We start from the raw sequence: 13,561 nt of genomic DNA, 5'->3' as shown, positions 1-13,561 counted from the left end.
TGGCTGTCGTTGTTCTGAGAAATGATTATCTACTTTAAGTCGAGCGTCTCACTAATGCAGACTTACTCTTTGAGACTGTCAAATCTCGATAGTTTTGAAAGTTTGATATGACAGATCCCTGGAGTTGTGCTGTGATGAAAAACTGACTCCGTAGTTTTGTAGGTCATTCTCAGATAAAGTTACAATTTTTGGCTCATGGATGCAACCTCTTAATGTTTCTTAACTCCCTTCTTCAGGAATCTAATATACAAAATTCAAATTGCTCATCCGTCAAAAGGAATACATTATTATTTACACTTGAATAAGTATTCTTGAGTCATCTATCCCAAGCAATATCTCATTAGGACGGTCAAATGTAAATTTACTGAGTGATTTTTTAAACTAAAAATTTAAGCATAAAATCCGAGTTTGGTATGTGAAATTTTAACTACGATAGTGCCGAATACAATGAAGTTAATATTAATTTATCTAAACTTAATTTGACACAAGTCACTGATTAAAGCAAGATATCAATCAATAAGCTTGACTAAATAAGGCTTAAATGTAGCGTTTACCACGATAGCGAAAGAATTGGTAACGGCATCAAAAGATTTTTCATTGCAAATAGGTATTTATTTCCCGTACTCTGGTTTCCATAAGTACTGCCTTGATTTTCTTCATTTTTTTAAAAAGTTTTTAGTACTGGGCTAACCAGCCGCACAAACATCGAGCCTTAACCAAGCCCGGTCATATCCGTAAAAGAAGCAACAAGTTTCTTCGTGTGTCACATCACCAAGTGACAAAGTGTATACTCAAGAGCCTTGTGCAAGTATCGGGACTTACGTGAAAGCAATGACTCCAAATTATACTACTTCCAATCCTCCGCTCGTAACTAGTGAGCCTCACAAAGATTTTTCCTCCAACGGTAAGAAATATCTAGACAATCAAACAGTGATTGAGCCTTTTTTACCTAGTGAGGTTAGCCCAACGCTCACAGTCGCAGAAGCGATCGCGCAAATGCTGTTCAACTTGGGTGTACACAGTGCTTTTGGGATTGCTGGGGGAGCAATGGCCAGCCTGTGGAATGCCTTATCCAACAGCCAAATGCAAGTGCTGAACTTTCGCCATGAGGCGGGGGCTGCTTTTGCTGCCGTCGAAGCCTACTTCGCCAGCAATTGCCCCACTGTCGTCTTTACCACTGCCGGGCCAGGCATTACCAACGCTCTCACCGGGCTATTTGCTGCCCGTGGGGAAGGTGCAAAAGTAATTCTGTTATCGGCTTGCACTTCCGCACCGCAACGGGGACGCTGGGCAATTCAAGAAACCAGCAGCTACACCTTGCCGAGTGGGGGAATTTTTACTTCAGGTGCATTGTTTAACTATGCAATTACCGTGGAGTCTGCTGCCCAACTACCGCAAATTTTCCGCAAACTGGCATTGGGTTTAGCCCAACCAGGTGGATTTGTCGCCCATTTGAGCATCCCGACTGCCGTACAAACTAGTCTAGTTGATGGTATCCTCTGGCCTCAGCTAGATGTTGAAGCCTATCACATCACTGCTCAAAGAGAGAAAGTCGCTAAATCTGCGGAATTATTATTTTCCGAACCCTTTGCTATCTGGGTAGGTTTTGGGGCGCGTTATGCCGCCGATGAAATCTACGCACTAGCAGAGAAAACAGGTGCGGCCGTGATGTGTTCCCCTCGTGGCAAAGGCATCTTCCCTGAAGATCATCCGCAGTTTGTGGGTGTGACAGGTTTGGGTGGTGATGCTTCTGTGATTACCTATATGGAAAAACATCGCCCTGCCCGTACTCTCGTACTGGGAACCCGACTTGGCGAACCGACTTCTTTTTGGAGTCCGACAATGGTTCCGGCAAAAGGCTTTGTCCATGTAGATATCGACCCGGAAGTACCTGGTGTAGCTTACCCCCACGCCCATACATTCCCGATTCAATCGGATATCAAAGCCTATTTAGAGGAACTATTAGAGCATTTACCAGAAAAGCCTTTTGCTATCGAATTACTACCTAATCCCCAACCAGAACCGATAGAAGCAGGTTCAGACTATCCAGTGCGTCCAGAAGTATTGATGGAGGCGATTCAAAAGATAGTTGTCGAAGGTAGTGATGCGATAGTTTTGGCGGAGTGTGGTAACTCTTTTACTTGGTCAACTCATTGTCTGCGCTTTACCGAACCTCATCGTTACCGCGTCAGTACCGGAGTTGGGGCGATGGGACACGCCGTCACAGGTGTAGTCGGTGCAGCCCAAGCCAAAAAAGGTAAAGCCGTTGCCATTGTCGGTGATGGGGCGATGCTGATGAATAACGAAATCAGCACTGCTGTGAAATATCAAATCCCAGCAGTTTGGATTGTCCTCAATGATGCCCGATACAATATGTGCCATCAAGGCATGAAAATATTGGGCTTAAAAGGTGCAGATGCAGAGATTCCCGCTACTAATTTTGCGATGATTGCCCGTGGAATGGGTGCTGAAGGAGTCGGAGTCTTGAGAGAGTCTGATTTAGAAGCAGCCCTCCAACAAGCGCTCGCCGCAAATGGCCCCTTTGTAATTGATGTAGTTATCGACCCAGACCGCCCCGCCCCTTCTGGTGGACGCAATAAGAGTTTGGCGGCTCAAGGTGTGAAAGCTAATGGTTCTAATGGCGCAAATTCTATAAAAACCCCAGCCAAGCAAGTTTCCTTTCCCTTAGTATAACTTTCCGGCTGGAGCTTTAGGTCATTGGCGATCGCTAACCAAAAAGCAAACTTTTTAGTTAACAATAACACCACAAACGTTCAGTTTAGACCTGCTCTGCATCTTACCAAAGTAGCAAAATTAGCTAAATAATTTGTTAGAAATTTTCACACTTTTAGTTAATTTTGCTGCCTTACCTAACTTCCACATTTTTTGCTCTAACCAATTCACCATTAAAAATAGAGAAACCCAAATGCAGCTATTTGAAACTGTTAGAGAAATGGGCCACGAGCAAATACTTTACTGTCATGGCAAAAACCCAGAGATCAGAGCTATTATTGCCATCCATGACACTAGCTTAGGCCCCGCAATGGGAGCAACAAGGTTATATCCTTACGTCAATGAAGAAGCTGCTTTAAGAGATGCTTTGCGCCTCAGCCGAGGAATGACTTATAAAGCAGCTTGCGCTAATATTCCCGCAGGTGGAGGTAAAGCAGTGATTATTGCTAACCCTGCCGATAAAACCGACGAAATGTTAAGAGCTTATGGACGGTTTGTCGAAAGCCTCAAAGGTCGGTTTATCACCGGGCAAGATGTTAATATTACCCCCCAAGATGTCCGCACAATTAATCAAGAAACTAAGTATGTAGTTGGTGTAGAAGAAAAATCTGGCGGCCCCGCCCCAATTACAGCCTTAGGCGTATTTTTAGGAATTAAAGCTGCTGTTAATTTTACTTGGCAAACCCAAAGACTGGAAGGTATGAGAGTTGCTGTCCAAGGCTTAGGCAATGTTGGCAAAAACCTCTGTCGCCACTTACACGAACATGGTGTACAACTTTTTGTGAGTGATATTAGCCCCGAAAAAGCAGCAGAAATAAAACATTTGTATGGTGCTACAGTTGTGGAACCAGAAGAAATTTATGGTTTAGATGTAGATATATTTTCTCCCTGTGCGATGGGAGGAATTATCAATAGTCAAACAATTCCCCTGATCCAAGCCAAAATTATTGCTGGTGCGGCTAACAATCAGCTAGAAAATGAACGCCTCCACGGTCAGAGATTGATAGAAAAAGGTATTCTCTACTGTCCAGATTACGTAATTAATGCTGGCGGGATCATCAATGTTTATAACGAGATGATTGGCTACAACGAAGAAAAAGCCTTCCAGCAAGTCAATAATATTTATGACACATTGCTCAAGATTTTTAGCATTGCACACCAGCAAGCAATGACTACAAATGATGCCTCCAAACGATTAGCAGACGAACGGATTTTGAAAGCCAGAACTAGTAAAACACAGCAAATTGCTGCTTAACACAAAGCAATTAACCATTAAATTGAGGAGCAACAAGTGGAAAGAAATACATTTGCAACTTCAGCCTATATTGCCACTACACCAGAGAGTGCCTTTGAATATCTTTGTAGTTTGAAAAACTTAGATGAATGGACACTCTATAGCCGGATGCAAGAGCAAATTGACCAAGATACCTGGGTGGGAACAGCCTCTGGCTATCAAAAAAATCTCTACTATCACGTCAAAAAGCTAGAAAACTCTCTCTTTTATGGGATTGAATGGCATTGTGGGCTAGAGTACAATAAATACTTCCAAGTTTACCCCGTCCTCCTTTTCCCACCCGACTATATAGAGCCGGGAAGCAACGAAGAAGGTGTGTACTTTCATTGGTTGAGCTTTGTCGATCCCAAACGCCAAACACCAATGATTATGCAGGGAATTCACACTGTACACACATCCGAGTGTCGTTCTCTCAAAGCTAATCTAGAGCGCAAACTGGGCCGGAAGACAGCCGCTAAAGGTCGCTACTTTATTGATACAGATACTATCTATGTTGATGCGCCCATCAATATTGCCGTCGATTATTTAAAAGATGTTAAAAATATCGATGATTGGGCACATTTAGTCCGTCCTATAGGCGAAGTGAGCGGTGATTCTGGTGACTTTTTAGATGAGTATAACCAGAAAGTAAAAATCTCCGTGCGCGTCCATAGTCTGAGCAAATACTACTTATTAGAACAAGAATACTTCTATCCAGAGTATGACTATTATCAGCGTTCTGTAGCTCTGCTGATTCCTACTGCCTATGCTTTTAACGACCCTGAAGCTTCTGGTTTAATTCTACATCGCATCACCTTCTGGAAAGATGGTGAACAACTAGCTCACGGCAAACTGCAAATCGAAGACTTCGGTGCAGAAAGTATGAACCTCAAACGCCTCCTAGAAGGTAAAGCCGGGAACCTCAAATCTTTTGATAGAGGGATGAGCTATGTACCAGTGGCGAAAGAACCAGAATTAGTTGGTAGTAAAAAAGGCTGAAGTATGAAGTCTGAAGTATGAAATAAAGAAATGTACTAACAGACTCTCAAAAACCTCCGCGCCCCTTTCCGTTTCCCTTCCATTCCTCTGCGTTCAAACAATGCAACACATCAAACTCCCAAAACTGACTCTCACTCTTTTTTCCTTCTGTGTTGCTGCTGTTGCCAGTATGAAAACAGCCTCCGCAGCGTCCTTTTCCGTCATTGCCGACGGACTGAATAATACTAGAGGTCTAAGCTTTAGCCCGGATGGACAGTTGTATGTCACAGAGGCAGGAACCGGAGGGAAAGGTGCTTGTGTTCCAACTGCAAGTGGTGAAGGTGGTTCTTTGTGCTACGGCACAAGTGGCAGAATTCTCAAAATTGGGAATGGCCAAGTCAAGCCCGTACTAACAGGACTGCCTTCTATTGCTTTAGCTGATGGTACAGGAGGCGGTGGCCCGCGCGACATCCAATTTGATGCGACAGGTAAGCCCTATATTTTGGTGAGTTATGGGGCTAACCCAAGCTACCGCAACAACCTTGGCAATACTGCTCTGGGAAAAATTATTACCCCAGACTTTCAAACTAACTCCTGGACAGTTGTTGCCGATTTAGCCAACTATGAACTTCTCAACAACCCTGATGGAGGTGATGTAAACAGCAATCCCTTGGGCTTTGTGATTGATGGCGAGCGCCTAGTGACAGTAGATGCAGCTGCAAATGACTTACTGAGTGTGAAAAAAGATGGCAGTAATTTGCAAGCACTGACGATATTTCCCGACGAAATATTGAATAATCCCGTCTTTCCGCCAGCCGGAGACCCATCTAATGAACCTGGCCAAGTGCCAACTCCCACAGAACCACCGCCAGCGCAGATTCCAATTCAAGTAGTACCTTCTAGCGTTGTTAAAGGCCCTGATGGTGCTTACTACGTCAGTCAATTTACAGGTTTTCCCTTTCCCGAAGGAGGAGCGAAAATCTACCGGATAGGTGCTGACGGTAAAGCCACAGTTTACGCCGATGGTTTTACCCAACTCACAGACTTGGAATTTGATATTGCAGGTAATTTGTACGCTTTGCAATATGCTAATCAGTCAGCGTGGAAAGGTAACTTCGATGGTTCTTTAATTAAAATTGCTGCCGATGGTACACGTACCACAATTTGGAGTGGCAATGGCTTAGAATCACCCAACGGTTTAACTATTGGTACTGATGGCTCATTTTATATCAGTAATCGGAGCGATCGCCCAGGACAAGGACAAATTATCAGAATTGACAATTCAAAATCTATTCCCGAACCTACTTCTGCTGTTGGCTTAGTAGCATTTAGCGTTTTCAGCCTGAATTGGTTACGGAAAAGAAACATCAAGGGTGTGGGGGTGTGGGGTGTAGGGATTGAAAATTAACCTACAAACTTAGGCCACGAACCCAGTCTCAACAATTTTCCCAGAATCATTAACCACAACTTTACTAATCTCTCAACTTACGACAAATGAAGCTAAAACATTTAACTATTACACTTTTGAGTGTTTGTGTTGCCGTTGTTGCTGGGTCAAAAGCCGCCGAAGCTGCTAGTTTATCAGGTTTAACAGTCATTGCGGACGGTCTGAATAATCCGCGAAATTTCGCCTTTGACCCTAACGGTAATCTTTATGTGACTGAAAGTGGTTATGGCGGCGATGGCAAAGATGGCAGATGTATTCCATCACCCAGTGCAGGTTATATTCCTTTATGCGCTGCACAAAATGGAACTTTACTCAAAATTGCTAAAGATGGGACAAAAACCACTGTCATTTCTAATCTCACCTCTTTAGCATTGTCTCCATCGGGAGAACAAGCAGCTGGCCCAGCCGATTTCAAATTTGACTCTCAAGGTAACGCTTATTTATTAACTGGTTTAGCAGGTGATCCTTCTAACCGGGATACTATATTAAAAGGGCCTGACCTAGGCAAACTATATAAAGTAGACCTAGCAACTGGTGGTCTGACAACCATTGCCGATTTTGCTGACTATGAAAGCAAATTTAATCCTGATGGTACAGATATAATTTCTAACCCCTATGCTTTCGCCATTAAAGATGATAAAGCTTTTGTAGTTGATGGCGGCGGTAACACAATTTATTCTGTTGGTCTTGATGGTAGTGGTATTCAAGATGTAGCTGCATTTCCACTCAAAGTTATCCCTAGAGATAAACTCGAATACCCAGACTTGGGGCCAGATGTAGATCCTAGTACCTTACCTGTCACACAACAATCAGTACCTACAGGCATTGCGATCGCGCCTGATGGTAGTTTAACAATCAGCGAGTATACATACTTCCCATATCCAGAAAAAGAAGCGCGTGTCTTCTCAGTTGATCCTGATGATTTGAGCATCAAAACCATCGCTGATGGTTTCACACAGTTAACTGGTGCAGCTTACGACAGCGAAGGTAACTTGTTTGTCTTACAACATATCAACAGTTCCGAGTGGAAGGAAATTCAACAAGGCGGCATCATTACTGGGGATATTAGTGGTTCGATTATCAAAATTGGCAAAGATGGTAGCCGCACAACCGTCTGGAGTGGTAACGGTCTAGAAGCAGCTTCGGGACTCACTTTTGGCCCTGATGGTTATTTATATACCTCCAACCACGCTCGATTAGCAGGCACAGGACAAATTCTCCGCATCGACCCTAGTGCGCGAGTACCGGAACCTAGCACTATCTTCGGCACAATTTTAGTGACGACCTTCGGTAGTGTAGCGATGGCGAAGAAACGCAAACGTCAAGCTTTGGCTAAAGCAGAAATAGTTTAATTTCTCTTTTGACAGAATGGACTGCTGCCCTTTGCCCGTGAGGCAGCAGCCCGAATTTTCAATTTCCCAAACGAGGTCTGGGAGCGACATTAGTCTAGCAAAGAGTATACCTCATCAACCAGAACTGTAAAACTTATGGGATTAGTAAAACATTTTGCGATCGCTACTGCAAGTACCGGATTTATGGTATTGGCAACATCGACTCAAGCTTTCTCTTTAAATTTAAAATACGAGCGTAGTATTGGTAGCCCTGGCTTTGGCCCTGGACAGTTGTTTGTTCCCCAAGGTATTACCGTTGATCAAAATGGCAATACCCTCATTAGTAATGGGCGTGGACTTAACCCCGATGGAACTTTTAACCCAAATATTGGTAATAAAGTCGAAGTCTTTGACCCTCAAGGTAATTATATCGGTGCGATCGGTAAAGGCGGCAAAGGGCCAGGAGAATTCGACGAACCATCAGCCCTAGAAATCTCTCCGGTAACAGGAAATTTATATGTAGGCGATGTTTTTAATAACCGCGTTAATGTCTACGATCCTCAAGGTAATTTTATTAATTCCTTTGGCTCATTTGGTGGTCTGATTCCTGGTCGAGCTTTCTTTGGCCCTTCTGGTGTGACATTTGACAAACAGGGTAACGTCTATATAGGTGATTTTAGCGGCGATAAAATTAATAAATACACTCCAGATGGTCAACTGCTTGGTTCCATTGGCACATCTGGTACTGGACTTGGGCAGTTTCAAGGGCCAGCAGGCCTGAGAATTTCTCCAGTTAGCGGCAGATTTTATATAAGTGACCAGTTTAACAACCGTGTTCAGGTACTTAACCCTGACGGCACACCCCTATTGACATTTGGTAAACAAGGCACAGGGCAAGGAGAATTTAACCAGCCCATTGGTATAGAAATAGATGAATATGAAAATATTTACGTAGCTGATTCTATCAATAGCCGCGTTCAGGTATTTGATAAAAACGGTAAATTCTTGACGGAAATTGGCGAACCTGCTCGTGATGCTTCAGGCGCAATTGTACCAGCACCCGCATTAGGTTCGCCACCCTTTGGCAACCCCCTCGATTTGCGTCCTGGCGTATTTAACTGGACAGGTGGTACAAGCTACAAAGATGGGAAACTTTATGTCGGCGACTTCTTCCAAGGCCGTGTTCAAGTGTTCAACGTTGAAGACAGAGCCAAAGTACCCGAACCAAGCTCAATATTAGGTATGGGATTATTTGGTTTAGGTGCTGCTGTTGTGAAATTGCGGAGAAATCGCCAACAAAAAGCCATAAGTTAAGATCCCCCCTAGCCCCCCTTCAAAAGAACCGGAAAAACATCTATCAAAGTCCCCCTTTTTAAGCTATGCGTTACCCACATCTTTCTTTACAATCTTAAAACCATTGCTCTATAAGCATCTTAGTGGCTGAACCTTTAAGCATACTTGACAAATTATCATTTATTCTTCTCGCTAAAACAGTGTTTTTATTGAGAATGAAAAACGAGCGAATAAGGGTTCTAGAGACGTGAGTTAATACTCTCGAAATGTTAAGAAAGATGTTTATAATGGATAGCTTTTGAAGGGGGATTTAGGGGGAGCGAAATATGTGCAATTTCACATTCAATTGGTATTACGGCATTGCTGATTAGTGGGATGTTTTTTGTTTCGCGCAAAGGCGCAAAGGCGCGAAGAATCAATATTTTATTTTTGTTAAACATCTCAATTCATCCTGCATTTATGCAACGCCGGTATTACTTCAGACTTCATACTTCATACTTCATACTTCTCTCAGGTATTGATTATGTCTGCTGTCACTGATTTAAAAATAACCAGCATTAATGAATTACTACACCACTGGGTAACACGACAAATAAATTCAGAAGCTGTTACTTGCTTAGAGGAAACAATCAAGCAGATAAATAGTGGTGCTAATACAAGAATATTTTTTAGTGCTTTTAGTAAAGTCTCTCGTTATACAGGTAAAAATCAATTAAAACTAACTTCTCAAGACTTAGATAATGCTGCACAAATTCGCCCAAACTGGTTTCCTAGCCATTGGAGTGTAGACCAAGCCGCACGGACATTATTAGTATTAACTCTGCCTCAAACCGATTCCGAAAAATATTTATATATTTTAGAGCAAGTATTTCAAGCTGCTGATGTTGGTGAATTAGTTGCCCTTTATCAAGCACTACCTTTATTACCTTATCCAGAAAAGTTACAAAAACGGGCAGCAGAAGGAATTCGCAGCAATATGACAGCAGTATTTAATGCTGTGGCTTTACAAAATCCTTATCCCGCCGAATATTTTGATACTTTGGCATGGAATCAGATGGTGGTGAAAGCTTTGTTTGTAGGCAGTCCTTTGCATTTAATTCAAGGCTTAGACTTACGTGCTAACCGTGAATTATCTCGAATGTTAATTGATTATGCCCACGAAAGATATAGTGCCAATCGCTTAGTATCAGCAGAAATTTGGCGATTGGTAGAAAAATTTGCTGACGCTGGAATGATAGAAGAATTACGCAAAAAGTAGGCAAAAAAGTTATGGATAACAATATGATGTTTATCGACCCCCACATTCACATGAGTTCCCGCACTACTGATGATTATCAATTGATGCGACAATCAGGAATTGTGGCAGTAATTGAACCAGCTTTTTGGTTTGGTCAACCACGTACTAATGTTGGTTCTTTTCAAGATTATTTTAGTAGCTTAGTTGGGTGGGAAAGATTTCGGGCTGCACAATTTGGCATTAAACATTACTGTACTATTGGCTTAAATTCTAAAGAAGCTAATAACGAAGCTTTAGCAGAACAAGTAATGGAATTGTTGCCTCTGTATGCTTGTAAAGAAGGTGTGGTAGCTATTGGAGAAATTGGCTATGACGATATGACACCAGCCGAAGATAAATATTTTCGCCTCCAGCTAGAACTCGCCAAAGAGCTAGATATGTTGGTGATGATTCATACACCGCACCGCGATAAAAAAGCTGGTACAAGCCGCAGTATGGATGTCTGCATTGAACATGGGTTAAAACCATCGCAGGTAATTGTTGACCACAACAACGAAGAAACAGTCCAAGAAGTGCTTGATAGAGGCTTTTGGGCAGCATTCACCATTTATCCAAATACCAAAATGGGCAATGCCCGGATGGTAGAAATTGTCCGACAATATGGCAGTAATAACATCATCGTCGATAGCAGCGCCGACTGGGGCGTAAGCGACCCTCTCGCCGTCCCTAAAACCGCCCTCCTGATGCTAGAACGCGGCATTTCCGAAAAAGCTGTGCAGAAAGTTTGCTATCAAAATGCCCTCACAGCCTACAGTCAAAGCGGTCAAATGCAAGAGTCCGACTGGCTCAACCCTGAACCCATCGACCAACGCCAAACCTACAGCGATAACTCCGTCCTCCGAGGACAAAAACCATTAGTTGAGTCCCCCCACGAATACGCACTCATTGAATAAGTACTCTAGAAACTCTGTCTTTTTCCCTTTGCGCCTTTGCGCCTTTGCGTGAGTAAAACCATGAACACCGCCACCCTCAACTCTCATCGCCTCTGGGCATATCTGCAATTACTCCGCCCCGCCAATATTATCACCGCCTGGGCAGATATTATGGCTGGCTTCGCTGCTTCTGGGTACTTCTTCCCAGCAAATCTCACGCCACTGTTATGGCTATTGTTAGCGACAACTGGGTTATATGGTGGCGGTATTGTCTTCAACGATGTATTTGATGCTCAACTAGATGCCCAAGAACGCCCAGAAAGACCGATTCCTAGCGGTAGGGCATCACGCACAGGCGCAACTGTGTTAGGGACTGTGCTGTTATGTATAGGGGTAACGGCGGCGGTGCAGGTTTCGTTGTTGAGTGGCATACTCGCGATCGCTATTGCCACATCTGCTTTATTGTATGATGCGATCGCAAAGCATCACCCAATTCTCGGCCCCATCAATATGGGGCTTTGTCGAGGCGGTAACTTATTGCTGGGTGTGAGTGTTGTACCCGCCATACTCGAAGATTACTGGTTTTTGGCTTTCATCCCCATAATCTATATTGCTGCCATTACTGCCCTTAGTCGCGGTGAAGTACACGGAGGCAAACTCAGCACTGGCATCATCGCAGTATTATTAATCGTGGCAGTTCTTGTTGGGCTTTTAAGTCTAGGATGGCTGACAGAGTATCAAGTTCTTACCGCTTTACCATTCCTGGCATTATTAGCCATCCGTGTTTTACTACCTTTTATCAAAGCCGCACGCCAACCTACCCCAGAGCAAATTCGCATCGCCGTTAGAGCAGGTGTATTGTCATTAATTATTTTAGATACAACTATCGCTGCGGGTTTTGCAGGCTTACCCTATGGCGTGCTAGTTCTGAGCCTGCTACCAATGTCGATGATTTTGGCCAGAATTTTTGCTGTGACTTAAAAAGTCTGAAGTATGAAAAGTGAGACTTCACCCCTGCACCCTGCTTTCTTCAAACATAACTCATGCACATTCTGATTTATTCTTACAACTATCATCCAGAACCGATTGGCATTGCACCATTGATGACGGAACTCGCAGAAGGATTAGTTAAACGAGGTCATCAAGTGCGGGTGATTACAGGTATGCCTAACTATCCCGAACGCCGAATTTATGATGAATATCAGGGTAAGTGGTATGTAACAGAAGAAAGAAATGGCGTGACTATTCAACGTTGTTATCTGCGAATTAAATCTAAACCCAACCTTTTAGATCGGTTATTGTTGGAATTAAGTTTTGTTTTGACGAGCTTTCCTCAAGCTATCAAAGGTGAACGTCCAGATGTAATTTTATTAACAGTTCCGCCTTTGTTAGTTTCTGTACCTGCAACTTTATTAGGTTGGTTTTATAACTGCCCAGTAGTGTTAAATGTACAAGATATTTTACCAGAAGCTGGTGTGCGGGTTGGCATTATTAAAAATAAATTGATGATTAAGGCTTTTGAAGTCTTAGAAAAATTTGCTTATCGAACTGCCAATAGTATTAGCGTGATTGCTGATGGCTTTGTCGATAATTTACTTAGTAAAGGCGTACCTGGTGAGAAAATTAATTGCATTCCTAATTGGGTAAATTTAAATTTTATTAAACCTTCCCCTAAACAAAATAATTGGAGACAAACTCACAATCTTAACGATAAATTCGTGGTGCTTTATTCCGGCAATATTGCATTAACTCAAGGTTTAGAAACAGTAATTCAAGCCGCCGCTAACTTGCGCCATATTCCAGAAATTACCTTTGTCATTGCTGGTGAAGCGAAAGCTTTAGAAAGATTACAACAATATTGTTGTGATTGCGGTGCAGATAATGTTTTATTGTTACCCTTGCAACCTAGGGAAACAATACCACAAATGCTGGCTGCTGCTGATGTGGGGTTAGTTGTGCAGAAGAAAAATGTAATTTCCTTCAATATGCCTTCTAAAATACCACTACTTTTAGCAAGCGATCGCCCAATTATTGCTTCAGTTCCCGCCAGTGGTACGGCTGCAAAAGCCATTCGTAAAAGTGGTGGCGGTATTGTTGTCTCTCCAGAGTCACCAGAAACTTTAGCTCAAGCGGTGGTGAAATTATATAAAAATCCTCAACTAGCTGCACAACTAGGTCATCAAGGTAGAAAATTCGCTGTCGAAAACTATGCTTTTGAACAAGCATTAGATAGCTATGAACAACTATTTACTGATGTAATTACCAACCGCACCACAAATTTAGAAGTATTGCCTGAATTGAGTCCCAAAGAATCAATTGTTGATATTTGAAAATTGG

10 protein-coding genes are annotated in these 13,561 nt (G+C 42.8%); all 10 read left to right on the top strand.

The genetic code is table 11. From position 1 onward, the window contains the following. Positions 1-831 precede the first annotated feature (831 nt). The 10 genes from scyA (at position 832) to H6G69_RS27635 (ending at position 13,554) form a co-directional block, all read left to right on the top strand. Positions 832-2,694, top strand: coding sequence for a scytonemin biosynthesis protein ScyA (scyA, locus tag H6G69_RS27680; protein ID WP_190692328.1), 1,863 nt, complete (start codon positions 832-834; stop codon positions 2,692-2,694). A 232-nt stretch (positions 2,695-2,926) separates the two neighbouring features. After that, a complete protein-coding gene (gene scyB, locus H6G69_RS27675) occupies positions 2,927-3,988 on the top strand; it encodes a tryptophan dehydrogenase ScyB (protein ID WP_190692327.1) in 1,062 nt (353 codons plus the stop codon). A gap of 36 nt (positions 3,989-4,024) precedes the next feature. Beyond that, the gene (scyC, locus tag H6G69_RS27670) at positions 4,025-5,005 is read left to right on the top strand and encodes a scytonemin biosynthesis cyclase/decarboxylase ScyC (RefSeq protein ID WP_190692326.1); all 981 of its coding nucleotides are present in this window, start codon (positions 4,025-4,027) and stop codon (positions 5,003-5,005) included. Positions 5,006-5,174: 169 nt separating this feature from the next. Further along, positions 5,175-6,392 carry a ScyD/ScyE family protein gene (locus H6G69_RS27665; protein ID WP_242072204.1) on the top strand — a complete coding sequence of 406 codons (1,218 nt, stop codon included), beginning with the start codon at positions 5,175-5,177 and terminating at the stop codon, positions 6,390-6,392. 86 nt (positions 6,393-6,478) lie between these two features. Further along, positions 6,479-7,783 (top strand): ScyD/ScyE family protein, encoded by a 1,305-nt coding sequence (locus H6G69_RS27660; protein WP_190692324.1) that lies wholly within the window; start codon positions 6,479-6,481, stop codon positions 7,781-7,783. Positions 7,784-7,918: 135 nt separating this feature from the next. After that, positions 7,919-9,076 (top strand): scytonemin biosynthesis PEP-CTERM protein ScyF, encoded by a 1,158-nt coding sequence (gene scyF / locus H6G69_RS27655; protein ID WP_190692323.1) that lies wholly within the window; start codon positions 7,919-7,921, stop codon positions 9,074-9,076. 502 nt (positions 9,077-9,578) lie between these two features. Further along, the gene (locus H6G69_RS27650) at positions 9,579-10,313 is read left to right on the top strand and encodes an EboA family metabolite traffic protein (protein ID WP_190692322.1); all 735 of its coding nucleotides are present in this window, start codon (positions 9,579-9,581) and stop codon (positions 10,311-10,313) included. An 11-nt stretch (positions 10,314-10,324) separates the two neighbouring features. Beyond that, entirely contained in the window at positions 10,325-11,245 is a 921-nt protein-coding gene (locus H6G69_RS27645) for a TatD family hydrolase (protein ID WP_242072203.1), read from the top strand. Between the two features lie 60 nt (positions 11,246-11,305). After that, a complete protein-coding gene (eboC, locus tag H6G69_RS27640) occupies positions 11,306-12,205 on the top strand; it encodes a UbiA-like protein EboC (RefSeq protein ID WP_190692321.1) in 900 nt (299 codons plus the stop codon). A 62-nt stretch (positions 12,206-12,267) separates the two neighbouring features. Continuing rightward, entirely contained in the window at positions 12,268-13,554 is a 1,287-nt protein-coding gene (locus H6G69_RS27635) for a glycosyltransferase family 4 protein (RefSeq protein ID WP_190692320.1), read from the top strand. The last annotated feature ends 7 nt before the right edge of the window (positions 13,555-13,561 follow it).

This window comes from Nostoc sp. FACHB-110 (genome assembly GCF_014697425.1).
Lineage (GTDB): Bacteria > Cyanobacteriota > Cyanobacteriia > Cyanobacteriales > Nostocaceae > Nostoc_B.
The sequence above is the reverse complement of the archived record's forward strand: the minus strand, read 5'-3'. Positions and strand labels throughout refer to the sequence as shown.